General features: G+C 74.6%; 27 protein-coding genes. 14 read left to right on the top strand and 13 right to left on the bottom strand.

What is annotated here, in order from left to right; genetic code table 11:
* Window positions 1-25: 25 nt before the first annotated feature.
* Entirely contained in the window at window positions 26-985 is a 960-nt protein-coding gene (locus ACI8AG_RS07165; protein WP_456596464.1) for an ATP-grasp fold amidoligase family protein, read from the bottom strand.
* A gap of 241 nt (window positions 986-1,226) precedes the next feature.
* The gene (locus ACI8AG_RS07160; RefSeq protein WP_456596463.1) at window positions 1,227-1,994 is read right to left on the bottom strand and encodes a hypothetical protein; all 768 of its coding nucleotides are present in this window, start codon (window positions 1,992-1,994) and stop codon (window positions 1,227-1,229) included.
* Between the two features lie 207 nt (window positions 1,995-2,201).
* Here ACI8AG_RS07160 and ACI8AG_RS07155 point away from each other — a divergent pair, with 207 nt between their 5' ends.
* A complete protein-coding gene (locus tag ACI8AG_RS07155; RefSeq protein ID WP_456596462.1) occupies window positions 2,202-2,942 on the top strand; it encodes a hypothetical protein in 741 nt (246 codons plus the stop codon).
* Window positions 2,943-2,944: 2 nt separating this feature from the next.
* Here ACI8AG_RS07155 and ACI8AG_RS07150 read toward each other — a convergent pair whose 3' ends face one another.
* From ACI8AG_RS07150 to ACI8AG_RS07135, 4 genes are all read right to left on the bottom strand, one after another.
* Window positions 2,945-3,838, bottom strand: a complete 894-nt coding sequence (locus ACI8AG_RS07150; protein ID WP_456596461.1) for an ATP-grasp fold amidoligase family protein — start codon at window positions 3,836-3,838, stop codon at window positions 2,945-2,947.
* Window positions 3,839-3,991: 153 nt separating this feature from the next.
* Entirely contained in the window at window positions 3,992-5,215 is a 1,224-nt protein-coding gene (locus ACI8AG_RS07145) for an ABC transporter permease (protein ID WP_456596460.1), read from the bottom strand.
* On the bottom strand, window positions 5,212-5,940 hold the full coding sequence (locus ACI8AG_RS07140) for an ABC transporter ATP-binding protein (RefSeq protein WP_456596459.1): 729 nt from the start codon (window positions 5,938-5,940) through the stop codon (window positions 5,212-5,214). Before ACI8AG_RS07140 ends, ACI8AG_RS07145 begins: the two co-directional genes overlap by 4 nt.
* Entirely contained in the window at window positions 5,937-6,953 is a 1,017-nt protein-coding gene (locus ACI8AG_RS07135; protein WP_456596458.1) for an HlyD family efflux transporter periplasmic adaptor subunit, read from the bottom strand. Before ACI8AG_RS07135 ends, ACI8AG_RS07140 begins: the two co-directional genes overlap by 4 nt.
* A 264-nt stretch (window positions 6,954-7,217) precedes the next feature.
* Here ACI8AG_RS07135 and treZ point away from each other — a divergent pair, with 264 nt between their 5' ends.
* Both treZ and ACI8AG_RS07125 read left to right on the top strand, forming a co-directional pair.
* Window positions 7,218-8,972 (top strand): malto-oligosyltrehalose trehalohydrolase, encoded by a 1,755-nt coding sequence (gene treZ, locus ACI8AG_RS07130; RefSeq protein ID WP_456596457.1) that lies wholly within the window; start codon window positions 7,218-7,220, stop codon window positions 8,970-8,972.
* Window position 8,973: 1 nt separating this feature from the next.
* Complete coding sequence (locus ACI8AG_RS07125) at window positions 8,974-9,714, top strand: dihydrofolate reductase family protein (RefSeq protein ID WP_456596456.1); 741 nt, start codon at window positions 8,974-8,976, stop codon at window positions 9,712-9,714.
* Window positions 9,715-9,735: 21 nt separating this feature from the next.
* On the opposite strand, the gene ACI8AG_RS07120 is transcribed toward ACI8AG_RS07125, so the two are convergent.
* Window positions 9,736-10,320 (bottom strand): maltokinase N-terminal cap-like domain-containing protein, encoded by a 585-nt coding sequence (locus ACI8AG_RS07120; RefSeq protein ID WP_456596455.1) that lies wholly within the window; start codon window positions 10,318-10,320, stop codon window positions 9,736-9,738.
* Between the two features lie 93 nt (window positions 10,321-10,413).
* Between ACI8AG_RS07120 and ACI8AG_RS07115 the strand changes: the two genes are divergently transcribed.
* The 6 genes from ACI8AG_RS07115 to ACI8AG_RS07090 all read left to right on the top strand — a co-directional run bounded on the left by ACI8AG_RS07115 (window position 10,414) and on the right by ACI8AG_RS07090 (window position 17,890).
* Window positions 10,414-11,016: an NUDIX hydrolase gene (locus ACI8AG_RS07115; protein WP_456596454.1), complete on the top strand. Its 603-nt coding sequence runs from the start codon at window positions 10,414-10,416 to the stop codon at window positions 11,014-11,016.
* A gap of 60 nt (window positions 11,017-11,076) precedes the next feature.
* Window positions 11,077-12,147 (top strand): ATP-dependent DNA ligase, encoded by a 1,071-nt coding sequence (locus tag ACI8AG_RS07110; protein WP_456587796.1) that lies wholly within the window; start codon window positions 11,077-11,079, stop codon window positions 12,145-12,147.
* An 86-nt stretch (window positions 12,148-12,233) separates the two neighbouring features.
* Window positions 12,234-13,793, top strand: a complete 1,560-nt coding sequence (locus ACI8AG_RS07105; RefSeq protein WP_456596453.1) for an alpha/beta hydrolase — start codon at window positions 12,234-12,236, stop codon at window positions 13,791-13,793.
* 34 nt (window positions 13,794-13,827) lie between these two features.
* Window positions 13,828-14,895, top strand: coding sequence for a DNA polymerase domain-containing protein (locus ACI8AG_RS07100; RefSeq protein ID WP_456596452.1), 1,068 nt, complete (start codon window positions 13,828-13,830; stop codon window positions 14,893-14,895).
* Window positions 14,896-15,029: 134 nt separating this feature from the next.
* Window positions 15,030-16,610, top strand: a complete 1,581-nt coding sequence (locus ACI8AG_RS07095) for an alkaline phosphatase D family protein (RefSeq protein WP_456596451.1) — start codon at window positions 15,030-15,032, stop codon at window positions 16,608-16,610.
* A gap of 176 nt (window positions 16,611-16,786) precedes the next feature.
* On the top strand, window positions 16,787-17,890 hold the full coding sequence (locus ACI8AG_RS07090) for a glycerophosphodiester phosphodiesterase family protein (RefSeq protein WP_456596450.1): 1,104 nt from the start codon (window positions 16,787-16,789) through the stop codon (window positions 17,888-17,890).
* Window positions 17,891-18,022: 132 nt separating this feature from the next.
* On the opposite strand, the gene ACI8AG_RS07085 is transcribed toward ACI8AG_RS07090, so the two are convergent.
* Window positions 18,023-18,268, bottom strand: coding sequence for a hypothetical protein (locus ACI8AG_RS07085; protein ID WP_456587791.1), 246 nt, complete (start codon window positions 18,266-18,268; stop codon window positions 18,023-18,025).
* Between the two features lie 267 nt (window positions 18,269-18,535).
* Between ACI8AG_RS07085 and ACI8AG_RS07080 the strand changes: the two genes are divergently transcribed.
* Together ACI8AG_RS07080 and ACI8AG_RS07075 are read left to right on the top strand one after the other, a co-directional pair.
* Window positions 18,536-18,943, top strand: coding sequence for a hypothetical protein (locus ACI8AG_RS07080; protein ID WP_456596449.1), 408 nt, complete (start codon window positions 18,536-18,538; stop codon window positions 18,941-18,943).
* A 158-nt stretch (window positions 18,944-19,101) separates the two neighbouring features.
* Complete coding sequence (locus tag ACI8AG_RS07075; RefSeq protein WP_014377016.1) at window positions 19,102-19,305, top strand: cold-shock protein; 204 nt, start codon at window positions 19,102-19,104, stop codon at window positions 19,303-19,305.
* A 75-nt stretch (window positions 19,306-19,380) separates the two neighbouring features.
* On the opposite strand, the gene ACI8AG_RS07070 is transcribed toward ACI8AG_RS07075, so the two are convergent.
* The 3 genes from ACI8AG_RS07070 to ACI8AG_RS07060 form a co-directional block, all read right to left on the bottom strand.
* Window positions 19,381-19,857 carry a hypothetical protein gene (locus ACI8AG_RS07070; protein WP_456596448.1) on the bottom strand — a complete coding sequence of 159 codons (477 nt, stop codon included), beginning with the start codon at window positions 19,855-19,857 and terminating at the stop codon, window positions 19,381-19,383.
* A 72-nt stretch (window positions 19,858-19,929) separates the two neighbouring features.
* Entirely contained in the window at window positions 19,930-20,571 is a 642-nt protein-coding gene (locus ACI8AG_RS07065) for a hypothetical protein (protein WP_456596447.1), read from the bottom strand.
* A gap of 773 nt (window positions 20,572-21,344) precedes the next feature.
* Window positions 21,345-21,632, bottom strand: coding sequence for a hypothetical protein (locus tag ACI8AG_RS07060; RefSeq protein ID WP_456596446.1), 288 nt, complete (start codon window positions 21,630-21,632; stop codon window positions 21,345-21,347).
* 819 nt (window positions 21,633-22,451) lie between these two features.
* Here ACI8AG_RS07060 and ACI8AG_RS07055 point away from each other — a divergent pair.
* From ACI8AG_RS07055 to msrB, 3 genes are read left to right on the top strand one after another with little or no spacing between them, the layout of a single operon-like run.
* Window positions 22,452-22,874 (top strand): sensor histidine kinase, encoded by a 423-nt coding sequence (locus ACI8AG_RS07055; protein WP_456596445.1) that lies wholly within the window; start codon window positions 22,452-22,454, stop codon window positions 22,872-22,874.
* Window positions 22,874-23,530, top strand: coding sequence for a response regulator (locus tag ACI8AG_RS07050; RefSeq protein WP_456596444.1), 657 nt, complete (start codon window positions 22,874-22,876; stop codon window positions 23,528-23,530). Before ACI8AG_RS07055 ends, ACI8AG_RS07050 begins: the two co-directional genes overlap by 1 nt.
* Before the next feature lie 41 nt (window positions 23,531-23,571).
* Window positions 23,572-23,994, top strand: coding sequence for a peptide-methionine (R)-S-oxide reductase MsrB (gene msrB / locus ACI8AG_RS07045; RefSeq protein ID WP_456587785.1), 423 nt, complete (start codon window positions 23,572-23,574; stop codon window positions 23,992-23,994).
* A gap of 153 nt (window positions 23,995-24,147) precedes the next feature.
* Here the strand turns inward: msrB and hemQ are convergent, their stop codons facing one another.
* Window positions 24,148-24,867: a hydrogen peroxide-dependent heme synthase gene (gene hemQ / locus ACI8AG_RS07040; protein ID WP_456587784.1), complete on the bottom strand. Its 720-nt coding sequence runs from the start codon at window positions 24,865-24,867 to the stop codon at window positions 24,148-24,150.
* Window positions 24,868-24,913: 46 nt separating this feature from the next.
* Entirely contained in the window at window positions 24,914-25,888 is a 975-nt protein-coding gene (locus ACI8AG_RS07035; protein WP_456596443.1) for a hypothetical protein, read from the bottom strand.
* Between the last annotated feature and the right edge of the window lie 11 nt (window positions 25,889-25,899).

Below are 25,899 nucleotides of genomic sequence, written 5' to 3'. Positions count from 1 at the left end.
CATCCTCCCGCGCCACCGGCCGACGTCACGACACCATCCGGGCCTCGGGCGGTGCGGTCGCACCACGCCGCCGGGGTCCTGGCTCCGGCACCGGGTGCGGTGCCGTCGGCAGGGACCAGTGCTCCCCGAGCCAGGCATCGAACGAACGGGGCTCGTACCGCATCGTGCCCCCGCTCGGGTACGGCGTGAACTCGCCGAACCAGACCGCGTCCCCCGTGGTGTAGAGGTCGACCCGCATGAAGTCGAAGGACCGCCCGAGGACCCGCGCGGCGTGCAGCATGGCGGCCAGGTTCTCCGGCGCCGCCATCGGCGGCCCGCACGGGACGACGAGCTGGACGGGGATCTGCTCCCACTCGGGGGTGTAGTAGCTGCGCGTCTGCTCGCGCGTGAACCTGCCCCGGTCCACCTGGATCGCGGCGACCTCGCCGTCGAAGACGAAGAACTTGAAGTCGTCCAGGCGCGCTCCCCCGGCGATGTGCTCCTCGAGCACGAACAGCTTGCGCGCCCTGCTGTAGGCCCACTCCCCCAGCAGCGCGCTCTGGTCGTCCCGCAGCCACTCCCGCGTCGCCGCCACGGTCGACGCGTCGATCACCTCCGAGGCCGCCCCGAAGCGCACCAGGCCGCTGCGGTGGTTCGGCTTGAGCACCCACGGGCGGTCGAACGAGCGACCGACCACCTCGCCCAGGTCCTCGCCCCACCACAGGGTCTCGGGCACCAGCACGCCGGCCTCCTGCTGGAGGCAACGCGCGTGCTCCTTCATCGCCAGCTTGTCGCAGGTCCACTCCAGCTCGGGCCGGCGGTCCCGGAGGATGCGCCAGCTGACCTTGTCCGTGAACGTCCGCGGGTCGCGGAGCCGAGGGAGGCGCCGCTGCCCGGCCAGGTAGAGGTACCGCCGCCGGGCGGCCGGCGGCAGGAAGCCGGCGAACCGGCGGTGCGCGGGCTGCAGGTACGAGCGGAGAACCGCGTTGAGCTGGCTCCGGGGCATCACGAACTCCTTCCGCGCGGGGCACCTGTTCGTCCGACGTTCTCCTGACCGTGGTGGACACAGGTATCCCACCGTGGCCGAGAGGCTAGTGCGGACAACGCCCCCCCACCTCCCTCCATCGAGCGAGAGCCGCCGGCGGGCTGGGCCACGTGCCCCGTCGAGGCGGTTTCCCCGGCGAGCGGGGATCGCTCAGGGAGCAGGCGGCATTACGCGGCCGTCGGACCGCAGGTGGCTCAGGTGGTCACGACAGCGAGGTGCCCGGCCGGTGCTCGGCGAGGTCGACCGGTCGTCGGGCGAGCCGGACGGTCGACCGGGACACCGAGATCATCGCCGCCAGGAAGACGATGGCACCGGCCATCTCCAGTGACTCCTCGATCGAGGAGGCCACGACGAACGCCAGGCTGCCCTTCTGGCCACCGTTGAGGTCGTAGGCGAGGCCGCCGATGGCCTCGACGCCCATCGCCCCTCCGACGTACAGCACGGCGGCGATCACGACGAGTCGACCGATGGAGGTGGGCAGCGCGCGCAGGAATCCGAGGTAGGCCAGCGCGAAGGCGACGACGACGGGCGCCGCGACCAGGATCCAGCCGAACGAGAAGATGCCGCGGGCGTCGATCAGCGAATCGACCACCACCTCGGCCGATTCGTGCAACCTGGCCGCCTCGTCGGCGGAGAGGTAGGCGAAGGCGACGGCGAGGAACGCCCAGTGCCGCCACCACCTGTCCTCCGCGGTGCGACGGTCCACCGCGATCCCCCAGACGACCAGGGCCGAGAGCAGCAGGATCGTCGCGGACAGCCAGGACGCCAGATTGGCCTCCTGGTCGACGCTGAAGATCCGCAGCAGGCCCTGGAAGCCGAAGAAGACCGGCTGCCGCACGCCGCTGTCGAGCTCGGCCGCGTTCGCCGGCTGGGCCGCGACCACCCGCAGCACGAGGCTCACGATGTTGATGACGATCGCGGCCACGCTGAGCGCGGAGAGCAAGCGTCGGGTGTTGCCGATCGGCACCATCGTGACCGTCTCCCGCCATCTCGAGCCCCATGGGCAGTCATCGATCCGGCGACCCTAGCCCCGGCCTCTCCCGGGTCCGTCCCCGGTCGCGTCCCGGGTGGATGCGGACGGCGGGGGGGGCACCCGCTGGCCGTCGCCCCCGAGCTGCGGCTGCCCCCGCGGTCGCCGGACAAGCCGGGCGGCCCACCGTGGGTAGCATCCGGCTGCGTGACCGGAGGACGAGACGCGGAGCGGGTGCGGCTGCTGTGGACCGGCGGCTGGGACTCGTCGTTCCGGCTGCTGCACCTGATGCTCGTCGAGCGACGCCCGGTGCAGCCGATCTACGTGATCGACACCGGTCGACCGAGCACGCTCTTCGAGCTCCGCGCCATGGAGGCGATGCGTGCAGGGGTGCTCGCACGACTGCCGGACCCGTCCCTCCTGGCCCCCACCGCATTCGTCCTGGCGAGCGACCACCCGCCCGGTCCGCGTGACGCGGCGATCGGGGAGCGTCTGCGCCGGGAGACGACGATGGGCACCCAGTACGTCTGGCTGAGTGGTCCTGCCGAGGCGCTCGGGTGGTCGGACGTCGAGCTCTGCATCGAGCGTTACGAGTCCGGCCTCAGCGACTGGCAGCGCAGGGTGTTCGACGAGCCGGGGCAGCTCAACGGCTCGCCGGAGTCGGAGCTCTTCCGGTTCTGGTCGTTCCCCGTGATCCACCTGACCAAGGAGGAGATGCGGCAGATCGCGCGGGCCCACGGCTTCCTGGACCTGCTCCTGCTGCGCTGGTTCTGCTTCCGCCCGCTGGACGGCAAGCCGTGCGGCCGGTGCCGGCCCTGCCGGCTGACGCACGACGAAGGCGTCCGGTTCGCCAATCCCGTCCTGGTCACGGTGCGCGACCTCGGCCGCAAGACCAGGAAGGCGCTGCGGGAACCCGCCGCGGCGCTGGACGTGCTGCGCCGACGCTGACCTCAGGACGAGAGCTCCGGCACCGACCACCGCGCCCCGAGCCACTCGTCGAACTCGGTCGGCTCGAACGGGGTGACGCCGCCGCCCGGGTACGGCGTGAGCTCGCCGAACCAGACCGTGTCCCCCGTGGTGTAGAGGTCGACCCGCATGAAGTCGAAGGGCTGGGCGAGCACCTCTGCCGCGCGCAGCATCGCGGCCAGGTTCTCCGGGGCTGCCGTCGGTGGCCCGCTCCGCACGGTCTTCTGCACGGGGAGGTGCTCCCAGTCGGGCGTGTAGAAGTTCCTCGCCTGTCCCGTCGTGAACCTGCCCCGATCCACCTGGATCGCGGCGACCTTCCCGTGGAAGACGAAAAACTTGTAGTCGTCCAGCGGTTCGCCGGCGGCGATGTCCTCCTCGACCAGGAACAGCTTCCGGGCCTGGCTGTAGGCCCACTCCCCCAGCAGCACCCCCTGGTCGTCCCGCAACCAGTCCCGCGTCGCCGCCACCGTCGCGGCGTCGATCGTCTGCGCGGCCGCCCCGAACCGCACCAGCCCGCTGCGGTGGTTCGGCTTGAGCACCCACGGGCGGTCGAACGCCCGCCCGACCACTGCGCCCAGGTCGTCGCCCGCCCACAGCGTCTCGGGCACGGCGATCCCTGATCGGCCCTGCAGCTGGCTGACGTGCTCCTTCGCCGCCAGCTTGTCGCAGGTCCACACCAGCTCGGGCCGCCGGTCGTTCAGGATGCGCCAGTTGACCTTCTCCGAGAACGTCCGCGGGTCCCGCAGCCGAGGCAGCCGCCGGTGTCCGGCCAGGTACAGGTACCGCCGCCGGGCAGTCGGCGGCAGCAGCCCCGCGACCCGGCGGTGCGCCGGCTGCAGGTACGAGCGGAGAACGGCGTTCAGCCGACTACGGGGCATGGTGAAGTCCTCCTGCGCGGGACGCCGGCATCTCCGGCGGCCGTCTCTCCGTGGCGGACACGGGTACCCCGCGGCCGCGGAGGTGCTGGGGAAAGGTCCCGTCCCGGCGCCCCCGCCGCGGTGGACGCACGCCGAAGGGAGGATCCGGACCGCTCAGAAGCGGATCGCGTCGATCACCTTCGCACGGACGGCGATGATCGCCGGCAGCAGCCCGGCGAGCGCGCCCACCGCCGTCGCGGCCACCAGGCCTTCCACCGCCGCGGCGACCGGGAAACCGGGGGCGTCGGCGAGCGGGATGCCATCGTTGAGCCACTGCTCGAGCGGCAGGTTGCGCACCAGCACGATCGACGCACCCACCGCGGCGACGCCGGCGAGCGCGGTCGCGCAGACGCTCTCCAGCATCACCGCGGAGAAGATCCGGCCGGACGTCGCCCCGAAACTGCGCCGAACGCCGATCTCGCGGATCCGCTGCCGCACGGTGACCAGCCCGATGTTGAGCACCCCGAGACCACCGAGCACCAGCACGACGATGCCGGCCCCACGGATGGCCAGCCGCAGCATGGCCAGGGTCTCCTCCATCCCGGAGGCGTCCTGCCGGAAGGTGTCCACCTGCACCCCGCCCAGCGCGGCACCGAGATCGCGGGACACCGTCTCCATCACCTGCTCGGCCTGGTCCGGCGGCACCCACAGCTCCAGCGTGCTGGGCCCGCCGTACATCGCCTGGGCAGGATCGACCGCGCCGGCGTCGTCCCACGCCCCACCGGACCGGTCGACGCGGTAGACGATGGGCTCGGTACCCCACCCTTCGCGGACGACGCCCACGATGGTCGCCCGCACCGGGGCCGGCCCGCCCAGGACCACGGTGGGCCGGGCCGACAGGTCGGGGACGCCGAGGACCTCGAGGAACGCCTCGTTGACCACGAGCGCCGGGCTCAGGGACGTGCGGTCGCCCTCCCGGAACCACCGGCCCTGCACCGGCTCCTTGCGGTGCAGCCCGCCGAAGGACGGCGACACCCGCATCGTCTGCACCCGCTGGGTGCCCCCGGGCAGCCGGTAGAGCCCCTCGCCGTAGGAGATGCTGGCCGCCGTCGCGATGTCGTAGCGGTCCACCAGGTCGGCCACGGCGGCGTCCCACTCCGCCGGGTCGGGCGGCATGCCGGTCACCGGGTCGTAGGCGTTGACGGCGACCGTCGCCGGCCGGCCCGAGCCGCGCTCGGCGGACTCCTGCTGCACCTGGGCCACGATGAGCCCGAGCGCCGTCACCGTGGTCATCGCGAAGACCGCCAGGAACACCCCGACCAGGGACAGGACCACGCGGCTCTTGTGGACCCGCACCTCGTCCCAGGCCTCCGACAGCGCGCCGAGGACGCCGGTCACGCGGTGCCCCGGTCGGCGGTCGCGGCGTCGAGGGCGCCGACCTCGACCAGCGGGGAGAGCCGGCCCCCGTCGAGCCGGAACCGCCGGTCGGCCAGCGCGGCCACCGAGAGGTCGTGCGTGATGGTGACGAGCGCGGCACCGTTCTCCGCGGTGGCCCGGGCGAGCAGGTCCATCACCTGTGCCCCGGTCTCCACGTCGAGCGCGCCGGTCGGCTCGTCGGCCAGCACGACCCGCGGCGCGCGGACCAGCGCCCGGGCGATCGCGACCCGCTGCTGCTCCCCACCGGAGAGCCGTTCGGGGACCTGGTCGGCCCGGGCGCCCAGACCGACCCGGTCGAGCATCTCGACCGCGGTGCGGCGGCGCCGCAGGAACTCGCGGCCGCGGGCGTACAGCAGGGGGGCGGCCACGTTCTCCACCGCGGTCCGTCTCGGGAGCAGGTTGAACTGCTGGAAGACGAAGCCGAAGACCTCGCCGCGCAGCCGCGAGCGGCGGCGGGCCCGGAGGTGGTCGGTGGGCTCGCCGTCGAGGAGGTAGCTGCCGGCGGTGGGGGCGTCCAGCAGGCCGAGGATGTTCAGCAGCGTCGACTTGCCCGACCCCGAGCGGCCGACGATCGACACGTGCTCGCCGGGCGCCACGTCGAGGTCGACGCCGGTGAGGATCGGCAGCACGGTGCCGTCCGGGAGGCCGACCTCCCGGCTGACGCCGCGCAGGGACAGCAGGCTCATCCGTACGGCCCGCCCATCATCGGGTCGTCCACCGAGTCGTCGGGCACCGGCACGAACTGCAGCACCTGCTCGCCCTCCGCCACGCCGTCCCGGACCTCGATCTGGTCGCCGTCGCTGAGCCCGAGGGCGACCGACCGCTGCTCCTGGGCGCCGTCGGCGCCGACGACCCAGACGTTGCCCTGCTGCACCGAGCCCTGCACCGCGGTGATCGGCACGACCAGGACCCCCTCGGCGGTGCCGGCGGCGACCGCGACCGTCGCCGCCATGCCGGCGAACACGGTGACCTCCGGCGGCACCGCGCAGCGGGCGGTGGTGCCGCCGGACTGCGCCGGCACGGGGAATCCGCCGGCGTCGTCCCCTGCCGCCGCCGGCGCTCCCGCACCGAGCGCCAGCGCGGTGCAGGTGAACGGCGCGGGGCCGCCCTGCACCGTCACCTCCGCGGTGGAGGGCGGCGCCAGCAGCCGGAACTGCTCTGCCTGGGTCAGCGAGGCCGTGACCGACAGCGTGCCCGGGGAGATCTCGCCGAGCTCGTCGCCCACCGACACCACCTGGTCGACGAGCGCGTCCATCGCCGTCACGGTGCCGCCGCTGGGGGCGGGCACGGTGACCGTCCGGACCTTCGGCGGCCGCGGGGTGACCGTGGGATTGCCCTCGGCGTCGGTGCCGGTGACCGGCTCCTGCTCCTCCTCGACCCGGATCTCCAGCACCGCCTGCCCGGCCGCGAGCGTCCCGCCCCGCGGGACGAGGACCCGCCGCACCGTGCCGGCGGCGGTCGCACGGACCGGCACCGGGTCGTCGGCGACGACGGTGCCCGCCACCGTGACCGTGTTGGCCACCGTGCCGCGGGCGACCGGGACCACCGGGGCGGTGAGGTCGAGCGTCGGCGCGCCCGGCCCGGCCGGGCCGCCGCCGGTCCCGCCGCCCCGGAAGGCGAGCACCACGAGCGCCACGGCGATGACCGACCACACCAGGAGCCGCAGGGCGGGGAAGACCAGGGTGCGGACCGTGCCCACGGGCGACCTCCGATGAACGGGTACCCACCGGTACCGGTGGTGCGGGACGATAACGCGTGCCCGGCCGGTCACGGCCCGTTCCGGTCGCGCCACGCGGCGCGGGTTCCCGCGGGCGCCCCGGTGCGGCCCTCGGCGTGGGCGCCACGGGGAGCAGCTGCCGGTCGCGGCCGATCGCGTGGTTGGGCGGCGGCGGTGCGGGCATGAAGCTCGCGCCTGGAACCCCTCGGCCAGGTCCGTCCCGCCCGCCCCCCTGGAGGCCCCCGCATGTCCGCACCCGTCGAGTTCTCCGTCTGGGCCCCGCTGCCCGAGCGCGTGCGGGTCCAGGTCGACGGCACCGTCCACGACATGCGCCGGGACGAGGGCGGCTGGTGGTGCGCCGAGGTGGAGGCCGGGCCGGAGGCCGACTACGGCTTCCTCGTGGACGACGACAGCACGCCCCGCCCCGACCCGCGGTCCCGTCGCCAGCCCGAGGGCGTGCACGGGCTGTCCCGCCGGTTCGACCCGTCCGCCCACCGCTGGGGCGACGGTGCGTGGACCGGCCGCCAGCTCGCCGGCGGCTCCGTCTACGAGCTGCACGTGGGCACCTTCACCCCGGAGGGGACGCTGGACGCCGCGGTCGCGCGGCTGGACCACCTGGTCGACCTCGGGATCGACTTCGTCGAGCTGCTGCCGGTCAACGCCTTCGACGGCACCCACAACTGGGGCTACGACGGCGTCCTCTGGTACGCGGTGCAGGAGACCTACGGCGGCCCCGCCGCCTACCAGCGCTTCGTCGACGCCTGCCACCAGCGCGGCCTGGGCGTGATCCAGGACGTCGTCTACAACCACCTCGGCCCGTCGGGGAACTACCTGCCGCTGTTCATGCCGATCTTCAGCGAGGGCGGCGCGAACACCTGGGGCGAATCGGTCAACCTCTCGGGGCCGGACTCCGACGAGGTGCGCCGCTACATACTCGACAACGCGCTGATGTGGCTGCGCGACATGCACGTCGACGGGTTGCGGCTGGACGCCGTCCACGCCCTGGTCGACGAGCGGGCCACCCACCTCCTGGAGGAGATGGCGCAGGAGGTGGACCGCCTCTCGGCGGCCGTCGGGCGGCCGCTGACCCTGATCGCGGAGAGCGACCTCAACGACCCCCGGATGGTGACCCCGCGGGTGGCGGGCGGCACGGGCATCCATGCCCAGTGGAGCGACGACTTCCACCACGCGCTGCACGCCACGCTGACCGGCGAGGACCAGGGCTACTACCGGGACTTCGCCCAGGCCGGGCTGGGCGGCCTGGCCAAGACCCTCACCGGCGCCTTCTTCCACGACGGCGCGTGGTCGAGCTTCCGGCGCCGGCACCACGGCCGGCCGGTGGACACCGCACGGCTGCCGGGCTGGAAGTTCGTCACCTACCTGCAGGACCACGACCAGATCGGCAACCGCGCCGTGGGCGACCGAATCTCGGCCTCCCTCTCCCCCGGGCTGCAGGCCGTCGGTGCGACGCTCGTGCTGACCAGCCCGTTCACCCCCATGCTGTTCATGGGCGAGGAGTGGGGCGCCGCCACGCCGTGGCAGTTCTTCACCAGCCACACCGACCCCGAGATCGGCCGGGCGACGGCGGAGGGGCGCAAGGGCGAGTTCGCCGAGCACGGCTGGGACGCCGACGAGGTGCCCGACCCGCAGGACCCCGAGACCTTCACCCGGTCGAAGCTGGACTGGTCGGAGCTGGGCGCGGAGCCCCACGACCGGCTGCTGGCCGTGCACCGCTCGCTGCTCGCCCTGCGCCGGGCGCACCCGGACCTGGTGGACGCCGACCTCTCCGCCGTGCAGGTCAACTGGGACGACGCCGACCGCTGGCTGGTCGTGCACCGGGGCTCCCTGCGGGTGGTGGCGAACCTGGCGGACCAGCCGCGGGAGATCGACCTCGACGCGCCGGCCGGTGACGTGCTGTTCGCGACCGGTGAGCTGCCGGACCTCGACGGACGCACGGTGACGCTGCCCCCGGAGAGCGCGGCCGTGCTCGGCACGCGCTGACGTGCGCCGGCTGTTCCCCGAGCCGGCCGAGCTCGACGACGCCGGCCTGGTCGAGGCCTACCGCTGCCCGCCGGGGCGGTGGCTGCGGATGGACTTCATCGCCTCGCTCGACGGCGCCATCACCGTCGGCGGGGTGAGCGCCGGCCTGGGCTCGCCCGGCGACCGCCGGGTGTTCCGCGCGCTGCGGGCGCTCGCCGACGTCGTCCTCGTCGGGCACGGCACGGCGGCGACCGAGGGCTACCGGCCGGTGCTGCCCGACTCGCCGGTCGGCCGGCTGCGGGAGTCCCTCGGCCGCACGCCCGCGATGCCGGTCGCCGTGGTGTCCCGGCGGGCGTCGCTGGACCCCGCGAGCAGGCTGGTGGCCGACGCCCTCCGCCCGACCGTCCTGGTCACCTGCGCGGCGGCCGACCCCGGCCGCCGCTCGGCGCTGGCCGATGCCGGTGTCGACGTGCTGGTCTGCGGCGACGACGACGTGGACCTGCCCGCCGCCCTGGAGGCGCTCGCCGGGCGCGGGCTGGAGCAGGTGACCTGCGAGGGCGGCCCGCAGCTGCTGCGCACCGCGCTGGCGGCCGGGGTCGTCGACGAGCTGGACCTGTCGGTGTCACCGGCGCTGGTCGGTGGCGAGGCCCGGCTGCTCGACGCAGCCCTGCCGGCACCGGTGCGGTTGACGCTGCGCCAGGTGCTCGAGGAGGACGGGATGCTCTTCACCCGGTACGGCGTGGACGGCGCGTCGGTCGCGTAGGGAGGAACCGTCGGCCCGGGGTCACGCCCGGACGACGGCGACGGTCCCGCGCACGACGGCGCCGTCCGCCGCGGTCCACCCGGCCTCGATCGAGCCGGCGCCCTCCCCCGGTGCGCCATCGCCGGGCTGCAGCACCCGGACGAACTCGACCGAGCCGGTGGCCTCCGGCGCGCCGGCACCGGTCCAGCGGCGCGCCACCGAGGGATCGGGTGTGTCGCTGTCGTCCTGGTGCTGCGCCTCGGCCGCCCCCGCGACGAAGGCCCGCACCTGCGCGACGGCGACCGGGTCGTGCGCGGCGTCGTAGATCCAGCGCGTGCCGAGGACGCCGTGCTCGGACGTGCCGAGCAGCCCCTCCTCCGCCCCGGCGAGGGGTGCGCCGCGATAGCTCAGCGGCACGAAGTAGGTCGTCTCCCGCCCCGGGGGGCCGTCGGCGACCACGATGAACTCGAGCCCGACCTCGCCCGCGGGGTCGTCCAGCCGGAACCCCCCGGCGCGCCGCAGCGCCGGCGGTGCGCCCGGCGGGCGGTACCAGGGCTGGCGGGGCAGCCACCCGCCGATCAGCTCGAGCTTGGTCGGCACCATCGTCGTCCGGTGGATCGTCGCCATGGCCCCATCCTGCTCCCGTGGACGGCACCGCAGCAGGTGGCGTGCGAGGGTGGGGCGACGGACGAGGCCCGCGAGCCGGTACGAGGAGAGCCCGTGGAACCGCTGGACCGGGATGGCATCGCCGGGCGTCTCGCCGGCTTCCCGCGGGTGGCCGCGGACCGGCCCGAGCTGAAGCAGGCGGCCGTCGCCGTGTGCGTGACCGTCCGCGACGGCGTTCCCTGCCTGGTGATCACCCGCCGCGCCGCGGGGCTGCGGGCGCACGCGGGTCAGTGGGCGCTGCCCGGCGGGCGGCTCGACGCCGGTGAGGGCCCCGTCGAGGGCGCCCTCCGCGAGCTGCGCGAGGAGGTCGGGCTCGACCTGGGGCCCTCGGCCGTCCTCGGGCTGCTCGACGACTACGTGACGCGCTCGGGCTACGTGATGACACCGGTGGCCTGCTGGGCCGGTCCGGTGGACCGCCTCACCGGGTCCGAACGCGAGGTGGCCGCCGTCCACGAGGTGCCACTGGCCGAGCTCGACGTCGACCCGGTCGTCGAGACCATCCCCGAATCCGAGGCGCCGGTGATCCGGCTGCCGCTGCTGGGCGGCCACGTGCACGCGCCCACGGCGGCGGTGGTCCACCAGTTCTGCCGGATCGCCTGCCGCGGCGAGGTGCAGCGGGTCGTCCACTACGAGCAGCCGGTCTTCGCCTGGCGCTAGCCGTGGCCACCGCCGCGACGCGGCCGCCGCCGGTGCGATGGTGCTGCTTGACTGACCGGCATGGATCTGCCCGTGCAGCCGCCGGTGAAGCCGATGCTGGCCAAGGCCGCGACGAAGGTGCCGACCGGCGACGACTGGTTCTACGAGCCCAAGTGGGACGGCTTCCGCTGCATCGTGTTCCGCGACGGCGACGAGGTCGAGCTGGGCAGCCGCAACGAGCGCCCGCTCACCCGCTACTTCCCCGACGTCGTGGCGGCGGTCAAGGCCAACCTGCCGGAGCGCTGCGTCGTCGACGGCGAGATCATCGTGCCGCGGGGCGACCGGCTGCACTTCGAGGCGCTGCTGCAGCGCATCCACCCCGCCGAGTCCCGCGTCACCCTGCTCGCCGAGCAGACGCCGGCGTCGTTCGTGGCGTTCGACCTGCTGGCCGTGGGCGACGAGTCGCTGCTCGAGACGCCGTTCGCCGACCGGCGGGCCCGGCTGGAGACCGCGCTGGCCGGCGCCCGGGCGCCCGTGTACCTGACCGGCGTCACCCGCGACCCCGCCACCGCCGAGCGCTGGTTCGAGACCTTCGAGGGCGCCGGCCTGGACGGCGTCGTCGCCAAGTCGGCCGCCCTGCCCTACGGCCCCGACCAGCGGCTGATGACCAAGGTGAAGCACGTGCGGACGGCGGACTGCGTCGTCGCGGGTTTCCGCTGGCACAAGAGCGGGCCGATCGTCGGCTCGCTGCTGCTCGGGCTCTACGACGGCGGCGAGCTGCAGCACATCGGCGTCGCGGCGTCCTTCCCGATGAAGCGCCGGGCCGAGCTGGTCGAGGAGCTCGCGCCCTACCGCGCCGAGGCGCTCGACGGCCACCCCTGGCAGGACTGGGCGAACGCCCAGGTGCAGGCCGACGGCGAGCAGCGGATGCCCGGAGCGGTGAGCCGGTGGAACGCGAAGAAGGACCTCTCGTGGGTCCCGCTGCGGCCGGAGCTGGTCGTGGAGATCAAGTACGACCAGCTCGAGGGCCGTCGACTCCGTCACACCGGTCAGTTCCTCCGCTGGCGACCCGACCGCGACCCCCGCAGCTGCACGTACGACCAGCTCGAGGTGCCGGTCCGCTACGACCTGGGCGAGGTCCTGGAGGGCTGAGACGGTGCTCCGTGGCGGCCTTCCTGCAGGGGCCCGCCGCGAGCGTGCGAGCGGTGGGGGGCAGAAAGGTCCCTATGCTCGTGATCATGCGTCTGCACCGAGGCCTCCCGGCCGCCGCGTCCGGCCTGCTGCTGGCCTTGCCCCTCGCGCTGAGCGGCTGCACGTCGTTCGGGGAGAGCGCCGAGGAACCGGCGGCGACCACCACGGCACCGGCCGAGCCCGAGGCGGCGCCGATCGAGTGGACCGACTGCGACGCGCAGATCGAGCCGCTGATCGAGGGCCAGCCCGGCAGCGAGCGCGACATCGCCTTCGAGTGCGGCCGCACCGACGTGCCGATCAGCTACGACGAGCCCGGGGGCGCCACGCTGCCGCTCTTCCTGGTGCGCGCCGTGCTGGCCGGGCAGACCGACCGCATCGGCTCCCTCATGGTCAACCCCGGTGGACCGGGCGGCTCCGGCGCGGACGCCGCCATCGGGCTGGCGCTCACCCTCCCCGAGGACGTGCTGCGCCGCTTCGACGTCGTCGGCTTCGACCCGCGCGGCGTGGGTCTGTCCACACCCGTCGAGTGCATCCCGAAGGAGCTCAAGGACCGCGCGATCGCCGCGGAGCCCCGCCCCACCACCGACGAGCAGCTCGACAGCGTCTTCGCGCTCTCCCGCGAGATCGCCGAGGGCTGCGCCGAGGAGTACGGCGAGGCGCTCGGCACGTTCAACACCGTGGACACCGCGCACGACATGGAGCGGCTGCGCGAGGCCCTGGGCGAGGAGCAGCTCAACTACCTCGGCTACTCCTACGGCACCACGCTGGGCTCCACCTACGCCGAGCTCTACCCCGACCGGGTGCGCGCCATGGTCCTCGACGCCGCGGTCGACCCCGACGACGACGCCATCGCCGAGGCGGAGGCCAGCGCCGCCGGGTTCGAGGCCGGCTTCGACGCCTTCGCCGAGAACTGCCGGGGCCTGATCGCCGGCTGCCCGCTGGGCGACGACCCCCGGCGCTTCCTCGAGGACCTGCTCGCGCAGGCGCAGGCCGCCCCGATCCCGAGCAGCGAGGAGGGCGAGACCCGGCAGGCCACGCCCGGCGTCGTCCTCACCGCGGTGCAGGCGGCGCTCTACGACACCGCGTCGTGGCCGCAGCTGGCGCAGGGGCTCGCCGCCGCCCGCGACGGCGACGCCCGGGCGCTCTTCTCGCTGGCCGACGACTACAGCGGGCGGCTGGAGGACGGGTCGTACTCCAACCTCCTCGACGCCAACGTGGCGATCAACTGCGCCGACACCGAGGAGACGGTGGAGGAGAGCCGGATCCGCCAGCTCGCCGCCGAGTGGGGCGAGCGGTACCCGCTCTTCGGCGCCGGTTCCGCCGCCGGGCTGTTCACCTGCTCGGTGTGGGAGGCCGACCGCACCCCCGTCCCGGAGCGCGACGCCGAGGGCAGCGCCCCGATCGTCGTCGTGGGCAACGCCGGTGACCCGGTGACCCCGCTGGCCGGCGCCGTGGACCTCGCGGAGGACCTCGACAGCGGCGTGCTGCTGACCTGGCAGGGGCAGGGCCACACCGCCTACCCCAAGACCGAGTGCGTCAACGGCGCGATCAACGCCTACCTCATCGACCTGGCGCCACCCATGGACGGGCTGACCTGTCCCGCGTGACACTCGTCGGCCCCGGAGCGAGCGGAGCAGCTGGATGGCCACGAGCAAGGACGCCGTCGTCCTCGACGTCGACGGGCACGAGGTGCGGGTGTCCAACCCGGAGAAGCCCTACTTCCCCGAGCGCGGGATCCGCAAGATCGACGTCGTGCAGTACTTCCTCGCCGTGGGCGAGGGGATCCTCTTCGCGCTGAAGGACCGGCCGACGACGCTGGAGCGCTGGCCCGGCGGCTACTCCCCCGACGCGAAGATGGCCACGCGGGCGGACACCCACGGCGACGCGTTCTACCAGAAGCGGGTGCCCAAGAACGCCCCGGACTGGGTGCCGACCGCGCACATCACCTTCCCCAGCGGACGCACCGCGGACGAGATCGCCCCGGACTCGGTCGCCGTCGTCGCGTGGTGCGCGAACCTCGGCACGCTCACGTTCCACCCCTGGCCGGTGGACAAGACCGACGTCGAGTCGCCGAACCAGATCCGCATCGACCTCGACCCCCAGCCGGGCACCGACTTCTCCGACGCGGTGTGGGTGGCGCCGCACGTGCGGGAGCTGCTGCACGAGTTGGGCATGGAGGGGTGGCCGAAGACCTCGGGCGGCCGCGGGGTGCACGTCTACGTGCCCATCCAGCCGCGCTGGACCTTCACCGACGTCCGCCGGGCGGTGATCGCCTTCGGCCGCGAGCTGGAACGCCGTCTCCCCGACCGCGTGACGATGTCCTGGTGGAAGGAGGAGCGCGGCGAGAAGATCTTCATCGACTACAACCAGATGGCCCGGGACCGCACGATCGCGTCCGCCTACTCGATCCGGCCCCGGCCGCACGCCCCCGTCTCCGCGCCGGTCGACTGGGACGAGCTGCCCGACGTGCACCCCACCGACTTCGACGTGCTGAGCATGCCGGCCCGCTTCGCGGCCGTGGGTGACAAGCACGCCGGGCTGGCCGAGCACGCCTTCGGCATCGAGCCGCTGCTGGAGCTGGCCGAGCGCCAGGCCGCCGACGACGGCCTCGGCGACCTGCCCTATCCACCGGACTACCCGAAGATGCCCGGGGAGCCCATGCGCGTGCAGCCCAGCCGCGCCCGCCGCACCGCCCCCACCGGGGACTGATCCCCGAGCGCCTCCACGGAGCCGGCGGTCACTGCGTTCACCGGATGCTCCTCTGCGGGTCGCCATGCCGTCCTCCCGGCGTCCTCCCCGGACACGACGCTGTCCGCCGGACACCCCACGTCGAGGAGGCACACGTGACCGGATCATCGAGTTCCCTGGACGGCTCGTCGGCCGAGGCCGCGCTGACCCGGAGGCGCCTGCTGCAGGCCGCCGCCGTGGTCGGGGCCGGCATCGGGGCGGGCACCGTGCTGGGCCCCGCCCCCCGGGCCTTCGCCGCGCCGGGCCTGGCCCGATCGCGGCCGGAGGTGCGCTGGGGCGTGCAGAGCGGGGACGTCACCGCGCGCTCGGCGGTCGTCTGGTCCAAGACCGACCGCCCCGCGCGCATGGTGGTCGAGGTGGCGGCGACCGAGGACTTCCGCACGCCCCGTGGCCGGTGGTCGGTCGACGTCGGGCCGCACACCGACCACACGGGCAAGGTGCTCCTCTCCGGCCTGCCGGCCGGGACCGAGCTGTTCTACCGGGTCAGCTTCGCCGAGCACGACGCGGGGCAGACCAGCGAGCCGCTGACCGGTCGGCTCCGCACCGCCCCGGGCGACCGCCGGGACGTGAGCTTCGCCTGGTCCGGGGACGTCGCCGGCCAGGGGTGGGGCATCAACCCCGACACCGGCGGCATGACCGGGTTCGAGGCGGTTCGCCGGCTCTCCCCGGACTTCTTCATCCACTCCGGCGACAGCGTGTACGCCGACGGACCGCTGGAGGAGCGCGTCGTCCTGCCCGACGGCACGGTGTGGCGCAACGTGGTCACCCCGGAGAAGAGAAAGGTCGCCGAGACGCTGGACGAGTACCGCGGCCAGTACCGGTACAACCTGCTCGACGACAACGTGCGGCGCTTCGCGGCGGAGGTCCCGCAACTGGTCCAGTGGGACGACCACGAGGTGACCAACAACTGGTACCCGGGCGAGGTGCTCACCGACGAGCGGTACACGGTCAAGGACGTCGACACGCTGGCCGCCCGCGGCCGGCGGGCGTTCCTCGAGTACATGCCCATCGGGGGCAAGCGGATCGACCGGGTGCTGCCGTACGGCCCGCTGGTGGACGTGTTCACCCTGGACCTGCGCACCTACCGCGGCCCCAACTCGCCCAACCTGGCGCAGGGTGGTCCCGAGGCCCGGATCTTCGGCACCAGCCAGCTGGGCCAGCTCGCCCGGCAGCTCCGCAACTCCCGGGCCCTGTGGAAGGTGATCGCCTCCGACATGCCGATCGGGCTGGTCGTGCCGGACGGGCCGGTGAACCACGAGGGCATCGCCAACCGCGACCCCGGTCTGCCCGCGGGCCGGGAGCTGGAGATCGCCCGCCTGCTGTCCGACCTCAAGCGGCACGGGGTCCGCAACGTCGTCTGGTTCACCGCCGACGTGCACTACACCGCGGCGCACCACTACGACCCGGCACGGGCGACGTTCACCGACTTCGACCCGTTCTGGGAGTTCGTGTCCGGCCCGCTGCACGCCGGCACCTTCGGCCCCAACGAGCTGGACCCCACCTTCGGGCCGCAGGTCGTCTTCAACCGGGCCGCCGACCGCCCGAACCAGCCGCCCAGCGACGGCCTGCAGTTCGTCGGCCACGTGCGCGTCGACGGGGGCAGCGGCACGATGACGGTGCAGCTGCGCGACGTCGCCGGCAACGTCCTGCACCAGACCGACCTGACCCCGGCCTGACCGGCTCCCGGGAGGCGGCCGCGAGCGCGGCCGCCTCCCGGGAACGCGTCCGTGCGGCCTCGGCCGCCCGCCGTCGCGGCGCGCCTCCGCGCCCCGCTCCTGCTGGTGGGCCGGTGCACGGCGAGTCGCCCCCTGGAGGTCACGAGGAGGTCACGGTGGTGCGGTCGACTCACCCCATGTCACTCCTCCCGTCGTCCCCGCGACGACCCCTCCTGGCCCTGGCCGCCGTCCCCGCCCTCCTGGCCCTGGTGGCGACCGCCGCCCCGGCCGCCGCCCAGTCCCCGCGCGACTTCGACCTGCAGGCGCACCGCGGTGGCCTCGCGCTCACCGTGGAGAACACCCTCCCGGCCTTCGCCAACGCCCTCGAACTGGGGGTCAGCACGCTCGAGCTCGACGTCCAGATCACCGAGGACCAGCAGGCCGTCGTCACCCACGACCGGCAGATCTCCGCCACCAAGTGCCAGGACACCGGGCCGGCCACCCCGGGCGACCCCGAGTTCCCCTACGTCGGCGACTACGTCCACACGCTGACCCTGGCGCAGGTGCGCACGCTGGACTGCGGGTCGCAGCGCCACCCCGCCCATCCGGAGCAGGAGCTGGCGCCGGGCGAGCCGATGCCCCTGCTGTCCGAGGTGTTCGACCTCGTCCGGGCCTACAAGGCCCGGCAGGTGACGTTCAACATCGAGACGAAGGTGGAGGCGGGAGCACCGCACGAGACGGCGCCCCGCGAGCAGTTCGTCCAGGTGGTCGCCGACCTCGTGATGCGGGCGAAGGTCGCCCGCCACGTGACGATCCAGTCCTTCGACTGGGGCGCGTTGATGCGGATGCGGGAGGTCGCGCCGAAGCTGCCGGTGGTCGCGCTCACCAACGGTCAGCAGTTCCTGCAGGCCGGCCAGCCGGGCGCCTCCCCGTGGCTCGGCGGCATCGACATCGACGACTTCATGACCGAGGGTCGTTCCCTGCAGGAGGCCTACGTCGCCGCGGCCGCCTCCTTCGGTGCCGACGCGGTCTCCCCCGTGCACGGCACGCCGCAGGGCGGCTCGGTCGCCGACGCGGGGTACGTGCCGTTCACCACGCCGGAGCTCGTCGACGCCGCGCACGCCGCCGGCATGGAGGTCGTCCCGTGGACGGTCAACGACCGCCCCACCATGGAGCACCTCGTCGGCATCGGGGTGGACGGGCTGATCACCGACCGGCCCGACCTGCTGCGCGAGGTCCTCGCCGAGCGCGGGTTCCGGCTGCCGCGGGCCTACCCGCCGCCGCGGACCGGCCGTTCCTGACCACTGCGCACCGCCCGCCGATGGCGGGCGGTGCGCCCGTCCGGGCGGCGGGGCCCGCCACGTCGTCGCGGCGGCCACGCCCCGCCCTGCCCCGGTCGGGTGACCGGAGCCGGTGAGCGTGCGCCCGTCCGATCAGCCGGCCAGCCGGTGCGCGGCCGGGCCCAGGGCGTGCACCGGCAGCGGGCCCCGCTGGGAGATCTCCTGCGCCAGCTGGGCGGCGGTCACCGCGGCGCGCAGCGCGTCGGCGGACTCGGCCAGCCGGTCGGCGAGGACCAGGTCCAGGTCGGCGTCGTGCAGGTCCTCGACGTCGCGGAGGAAGACGGCGCCGCTCGGAGCGGCGACGCGGGAGGAGACGGGCGAGGCGACGAGCGGGTGCATGGCGGTTCCTCCTGGATCGTGGTGCGCCGGATCCGTCCGGCAGGTGCCACCGTCGAGGAGCAGCCGCACGGCGGCGCCGAGAGAACCGCAGGAAAGCCGCAAGACCGCCCGGTCGCCGTACTGCGCGACCACGTCGCCGGCCGTGTCCGCCGCGGGGGCGGCACCCGTCCCCCCAACGGGTGAGCGCCGGCCCCCGGGCGGCTCCGGGCGCTCCAGCCGGGGGTAGCGGTGGTCGATGCAGGAGTCGACCACGGCGGAGGAGCACGGGTGAGGATCTGGTTGCTGGCGTACGGCGTGCTGTACGTCGTCGTGGAGATCGTCGGGCACCAGCTGGAGAGCCTCGGCTGGGCCCGGATCACCGCCCTCGACGTGGCGACCGCGGTCACCGACGCATTCCTCACCGTCTCGATCGTCCTCGCCGTGCTGCTGGCCGGGCAGCTGGGGCTGCGCCGCTGGGCCCCGGTGGTGGCCGCGCGGCTGCACCCCCCGGCGCCTCCGGCGTTCCTCGTCGACCGGCCGCTCGGCGTCCGCTCGTGGCGCGCCGAGCCCCTCGCCCTGCCGGCCGCCACCCCCGCGCGCAGCCCGTACTCGGTGGGCGCCTACGGGCCGGCGTGGAGCCGCCGCGGACGCCGGGTGGCCCCCGCGTTCCCGGAGGAGCCCGGCCACCTGCTCTGAGCCCGGGAGGCCCGTCGGGCCGGCCCGGAGAAGAGTCCCAGGTCACAGTTCTGCGGCACCGGTGTCCTCATCCCCCGATCGACGGCTAGGGTGAGGACGTCGGGAAGGCCCCGCGCTATGGCAGGACCCCGATGCACCACCTCAGCTAGGAGCGAGCAATGCCCGAAGGAACTGTCAAGTGGTTCAACGCGGAGAAGGGGTTCGGCTTCGCCACCCCGGACGGCGGCGGACCGGACGTCTTCGTCCACTACTCGGCCATCCAGTCCAGCGGGTACCGCTCGCTCGATGAAGGCCAGCGGATCGCGTTCGACATCGAGCAGGGCCAGAAGGGCCCGCAGGCTGCGAACGTCACCCCGCTCTGATCGTCTGATCAGCACAGCGCCCCCCGCCCGGTTCTCCGGGCGGGGGGCGCTGTCGTTCGTGGGCCGGGCCGCCGGTCAGCGGGCCCGCGGCACGTACCCACCGATGAGCGCGGACATGAGCAGGGCCCCGTCGTGCTCGCCGACCGCGGCCGCCGCGTCGGCGAAGGCCCGCCAGCGCTGCCGCTCCAGCTCGGTCGGGGCGTTCTCCGCCCGGGTAGCGAGCTGCTCGAGCAGCCGTTCCCACTCCCCCTGGGGGGTCGGCCAGAGCCCGGCCAGCCGCCGGGCCTCCGGGGAGATCGCCGTGATGCGCACGATGTCGCCGGCGTGGTTGGTCAGCGGCTCGATGTACCCCGCGGACGCCAGCGCCTTCGCCGCGGCGATGACCTCCGCCTTGGGCAGCCCGCTCCCCGGCACGACCGAGCCGAGCAGGTACGGCGCGCCGCCGTGCTTGGGCTCGTCGACCAGCCGGGCGATCGCCCGGAGCACGGGCAGGTCACGGGTGAACCAGACGTCGGGCAGGACGCCGTCGGGCGGTTGGGGCGCGGAGGTCACCCCCCCAGTCTCTCCCGGCCCCGGACGCGACGGCGCCCCGCCTCCCCGGAGGGGCGGGGCGCCGTCGGCGGTTCAGGCGCGGGCGCCGGTGAGGTGTGGCCGGGTGGCGAGGATGACGCCCAGGGCGACGTACCCGATCAGCAGGTGCGCGGCACCCACGTACTGGGTGATCGCCGGCAGCAGGAAGGCGGTCGGGACGGTGACCGGCGCCCAGCTCTCGGCGACCATCGGCCAGAAGCGGGCGACGCCCGTCCAGCGGCCGGCGATCGCGATGCGGACCCCGAGCGCGGCCATGCCCAGCATGGACAGCGGCCAGAAGAGGTCGATCGCGAAGAAGAAGCCGGTGTCGTACAGCCCGGGCGTCAGCGCCCACATGAGCGAGGACACGATCGCTACCGCGAGCAGGCCGTGCTCGACGTGCAGGATCCGCCGGGCCAGGCGGCCGGTGCCGATCGCACCGGTCCGCAACTGCACGGTCACGAGGAGCACCAGGCCGATCTGGAAGGCGACCGCGGCCAGGTTGACGACGGTGGCCTGCCAGGTGCCGGCGGGTGGCGTCGTACCCAGGAACGCGCAGGCGACCGCCCAGCTCCCGGCGCCGGCGGAGAGCGCGATCCCGGCGCGTCGGACCAGGCTCGCGGAGGCGCCGGGGACGCCGCCGGCGGGCGTGTCGAGGTCCGTGCGGGCCGGGGCGGGGGTGGTGCTGAGGGACATCTCGTCTCCCGTGGTCTCGTGCGGTGCCCTGTGCACCGCATGGGAGAACCGTCTCGGGGCGGCGTCCCGGGCACCCAGGGCCGCGCGCCCGCGATCCGGTCCCGGAGCGTGTCCCGGGAAATACGGGACACCGGCCTCGTGACGTCCGGGACACCGGACGGCCAGTATCTGCGCGTGCAGGCGAGGATCCCGGTGGCCGAGTCCACCGACGCGGGGACCCCGGCGGGCGACGTCGCCCCCTCCCCAGCGCGCCGCCGCCCGCGGGTCGCCGCCTGGCTCGTCGTCGCGGTGGTGCTCGGCTCGACGGCCGCGGCAGCAGTCCTCGACGCGGTCACCCCGGAGGTCGCGCGGGCCGCCCGCCCCGGCGCCGAGCTCGGCTGGGTCGTCGCGCTGCCGGGGCTCGCCCTCGCCGCCCCCGCGTGGCTGCTGCTCACCCGGGTCCCGCGCAACGTGCTCTCGTGGGTGGTCGCCGGGACGGCGGTGCTCTGGGCCACGGACGGTCTGGCCGAGTCGTGGCTCACCTACGCGCTGCGCAGCGACCCTCCCCTCCCCGGTGCCAGCCTCGCCTCGTGGACCGTGGAGCGGCTCGGCGCCTTCCTGCTGCTGGGCCTGCCGCTGCTCCTGTTGCTCTACCCCGACGGCCGGCTGCCCACCGGCCGCCTGCGCCGCCTGGCCGTGGCGAGCCTCGTGTCCAGCGCGCTGCTGCCGGCGCTGCTGCTCGTCGTCCCCTCCGAGGTGGCCTACTCCCGGGAGGGCACCGGCACGCCCGACGTCTACGCCGGGCTCGACCTGGACCTCACGACCCTGCCGATCCCGCCGGACGTCGCGCAGCCGCTGCTCCGGATCGCCTTCCCGCTCGCGCTGCTGGCCGTCGCCGTGCCGGCCGCCGCGGTCGTCGCGCGGTACCGGAGGGCCCACGGCGAGCAGCGCCGCCGGATGCGGTGGCTGCTCTGGGCGGCCGTCGTCGACGTGCTCGTGATGCTGTCCACGCTGCTCCTGCCCGGCGGGACGAGCACCGCGACGCTCTCCGTCGCCGTCGCGCTGACCGGGACGGCGGTCACCCTCGGCATCCTGCGCCCGCGGGCGGTCGACATCGACCGGCTGCTCGGCGGCACCGTCGTCTACGGCGTGCTCGGGATCGGCGTGGTCCTCCTCGACCTGGCCGTGCTGGCCGGAGCCGGCGCGCTGCTCGGCGACCGGTTCGGCGAGCGCGATGCCACGCTGCTGACGCTGCTGCTCGTCGCCGCCGTCTACGTGCCCCTCCGGGCCCCGTTGTGGCGCCTCGTCCGGCGCTGGGTCCTCGGGGAGCGGGACGATCCCTACCGGGTGGTCTCCCAGCTCGCGGCCCGGCTGGAGCGGTCCGACGGCGTCGAGGCGCAGCTCGTGGCGATCGCGGCGGCGGTCGCGGAGGCGTTCCGGTCGCCCTACGTCGGCGTCGAGGTCGAGCACGCCGGTGGCGAGCGGCTGGTGGCCGAGCACGGCCGGCGCCCGGCGGCGGTCCAGTCCCTCCCGATCGCCTACCGCGGCGAGGAGGTCGGCCGGCTCCTCCTGCCCGGGGACGGCGTCCGGGCGCACCTGGTCACCCGCGACGAGGGGCTGCTGGCCGACGTCGTGCGCCAGGCTGCGGCCGCCGCCCGGGCCAGCTCGCTCGCCGCCCAGCTGCAGCGGAGCCGGGAAGAGCTGGTGGCCGCCCGCGAGGAGGAACGGCGCCGGCTGCGCCGGGATCTGCACGACGGGCTGGGCCCCAGCCTCGGCGCCGTGGTCCTCCGCATCGACACCGCCCGCAACCTGACCTCCGCGGGCGCGCGGAGGACGGCGACCGGCTGCTGCGCGCGGTCAGGGACGACGTCGCCGGCGCCCTGGCCGACGTCCGCCGGCTGGTGCACGACCTGCGGCCGCCGGCGCTGGACGACCTCGGCCTGGCCGGTGCCGTACGGCAGCAGGCGGATCGGCTGCTCGCGCCACGGGTCGCCGTCTCGGTCACCGCCTGTCCCGGTGCCGACGAGCTGCCGGCCGCCGTGGAGGTCGCCGCCTACCGGATCGCCTCCGAGGCGCTGGCCAACGTGGCGAAGCACTCCCGGGCCGGTTCCGCCACCGTCTCGCTGCACCGTGACGACGACGGGGCGCTGGTCCTCCGGGTCGCCGACGACGGGGCCGGGATCGATCCTGCGGCACCCGCGGGCGTCGGCCTGGTATCGCTGCGGGAGCGGGCCGCGGAACTGGGCGGCCGGTGCACGGTGGAGTGCCCCGACGAGGGCGGCACGGTGGTGCGGGCGATCCTGCCCGTGGAGAGGACCCGGTGATGACCTCGTCCGAGGAGCCCCTGCGGGTGGTGGTGGTCGACGACCACCCGGTGTACCGCGACGGCCTGGCGATGCTGCTGGGCTCGGTGCCGGGACTGCTCGTCGTGGGCACCGCCGCCGACGGCATCGACGCGGTCGCGCTGGCCCGCGAGGAGCAGCCCGACGTCGTGGTCATGGACGTGCAGATGCCGCGGCTGGACGGCATCGAGGCCACCCGCCGGATCACCACCGAGTCGCCGTCGGTCGGCGTCGTCGTGCTGACCATGAGCGAGGACGACGGCACCGTGTTCGCCGCCGTCCGCGCCGGGGCCCGCGGTTACCTGCTCAAGGGCGCCGACCAGGAGGAGGTCGTGCGGGCGGTGACCACGGTGGCCTCCGGCGGCGCCGTGTTCGGGGCGGCGCTGGCCCGGCGGATCACCGACTTCTTCGCCGCCGGGCCGGCCGGCCCCGGATCGGCGTTCCCCCAGCTGACCGCCCGCGAGCGGGAGGTGCTCGACCTGGTCGCCGCCGGGCGGTCCAACGCGCAGATCGCGGCCGCGCTCCACCTCTCCCCCAAGACGGTGCGCAACAACGTGTCGAACGTGCTGAGCAAGCTGCAGGTCACCGACCGGGCGCAGGCGATCGTGCGCGCCCGCGACGCCGGCCTGGGCCGCTGAGCACCGGGAATGGTGCCGCGGCGCGGCTCGTTCGACCTGGCATGACGACCTCCCCCGAGAAGCCCCAGGTCACCAAGACCGACGAGGAGTGGCGGGCGCAGCTGTCCCCGGAGGAGTACGCGGTGCTCCGCCAGGCCGGCACCGAGCGCGCCTGGACCGGTGAGTACGTCGACACGAAGACCGTCGGCGTCTACGAGTGCCGCGCGTGCGGGGCCGAGCTGTTCCGCTCGGAGACCAAGTTCGACTCGCACTGCGGCTGGCCGTCGTTCTACGAGGCCTCCGCCGAGGACAACGTCATCCTCCGCGAGGACCGCAGCTTCGGCATGATCCGCACCGAGGTGCTGTGCGCGACGTGCCACAGCCACCTGGGCCACCTGTTCGACGACGCCCCGCAGACGCCGACCGGCGACCGCTACTGCATCAACTCGGTGAGCATCAGGTTGCAGCCCGCTACGACATCGTGATCCTCCGGACCACACCGCGGCCAGGAGCCGTGCTCTGACACGGCGATCCTCCGGATCACACCGCGACCAGGTGCCGCGGCCGGGCTGCGCTGAGCTGTTCCGCGGTCGGCGTCGGGAGGCCTCCGGCCCCCGCGACGCCGACCGCCGGGCTCACTACGCGAGGTCGCGGACCAGCTCGGCGACCGGCTTGCGGGTGCCGGTGTAGAACGGCACCTCCTCGCGCACGTGCCGCCGGGCGCGGCTGGCCCGCAGGTCGCGCATCAGGTCGACGATGCGGTGCAGCTCGTCGGCCTCGAAGGCGAGCATCCACTCGTAGTCGCCCAGCCCGAACGAGGCCACCGTGTTGGCCCGCACGTCGGGGTAGGGGCGGGCCTGCATGCCGTGCTCCTTCAGCATGTCCCGCCGCTCCTCGTCGGGCAGCAGGTACCACTCGTAGGACCGCACGAACGGGTAGACGCAGACGAACCGCCGCGGCTCCTCGTCGGCCAGGAAGGCCGGGATGTGACTGCGGTTGAACTCCGCCGGCCGGTGCAGCGCCATCTGCGACCACACCGGCTCCAGGCGCCGGCCCAGGGCGGTGCGGCGCAGGCGGGTGTAGGCGTCCTGCAGCGCCTCGGCCGACGAGGAGTGCCACCAGACCATGAGGTCGGCGTCGGCCCGCAGCCCGCTCACGTCGTAGGTGCCGCGGACGACGACGTCCTTGCCGGCCAGCTCCTCGACCAGCGCGGTGGCCTCGTCGGCGGCGGCGGACCGCTGCTCGTCGCCGAAGGGCTGCGCCAGCCGGAACACCGACCACATCGTGTACCGGATGGTGGCGTTGAGCTCGTTGGCCCGCTTGCCGGTGCTGCGCTCGTCCACCTGCTGCTCGCTCATGCCCCCATCTTCCTCCGCGCCGCGGACGGCGCGAGGACCGGGCGGCTCAGGTGCTCGGGATCACCGACAGGTGCCGGCGGGTGCGTCCCGGCAGGCAGGCGAGCGTGGCCAGCGCCAGCGCGACGCCGTCCTCGACCAAGGCCGCCTGGGTGTCGGGCATCCGCTCCGCCGCCCACCGCCGCCAGGCCAGGCCGCCGAACGAGCCGGCCAGCGTGCCGGCGGCCCCCGCCACCACGGGGAGGGCGCCGTTCGCCAGCTCCCGCGCCGCCAGTCGCCACGCGCCCTCGGCACCGGCGAACAGCCGCGGCACCAGCGCCGCCGGCTCCGTGCGCGGCGGGATGCCCGGCTGCTTGTCGGCGACCACCTCGACCAGCACCCCGGCCGCCGCAAAGGCCTTCTTCGCGCTGGACATCCGGCCGACGGCCCCGCGGGTGGCCGGAGCGGTCAGCACCGGCGCCGCGAAGCCGAGCGAGCTGCGGCTCCCGGCGGCCAGCCCGAGCACCGCCGCACGCAGGACCAGGCCCGGCCTTGCCGGGGCGCGCGGAGCCGTCCGCTCGCTCGGGGTGGGCACCGCCTCCAGCACCGCCTGCACCGCGCTGCCGTACGCGAGGTGCGGAACCGCGTCGGCCATCCAGTCCGCACCCGACCAGGTACGCGGATCGCCCACGCCCAGGGCGGCCACCGCGCCGTCGGTGACCGCCGCCGACGCCGCCCCGGCCAGCGCCGCTCCGACCGGGGCGGAGAACCGCACCCCCAGGGACCGGGCGGTGCTGGCCAGGACACCCACGCCCAGGCCGTTCACGGTGCCGGCGAGCGCGCCGAGCGCGGTCCGCCGGGCGTCGCGGGCGGCGCCGCGGCCGGGGATCTCCCGTCCCGCCCGTGCGGCGACGGCATCGACCAAGCGCTCGGGCACCGTGCTCGCCGGGCGCCCGCGCGCAGCCATGTCGAGGTAGTTGACGGCGTCGAGGACGACGGTGCCCAGAGCACCGGCCGCCAGGCCACGGACGAAGGTGCCGGTCATGCTCCGACCCT

This window comes from Blastococcus sp. SYSU DS0552 (assembly GCF_054050815.1).
The sequence above is the reverse complement of the archived record's forward strand: the minus strand, read 5'-3'. Positions and strand labels throughout refer to the sequence as shown.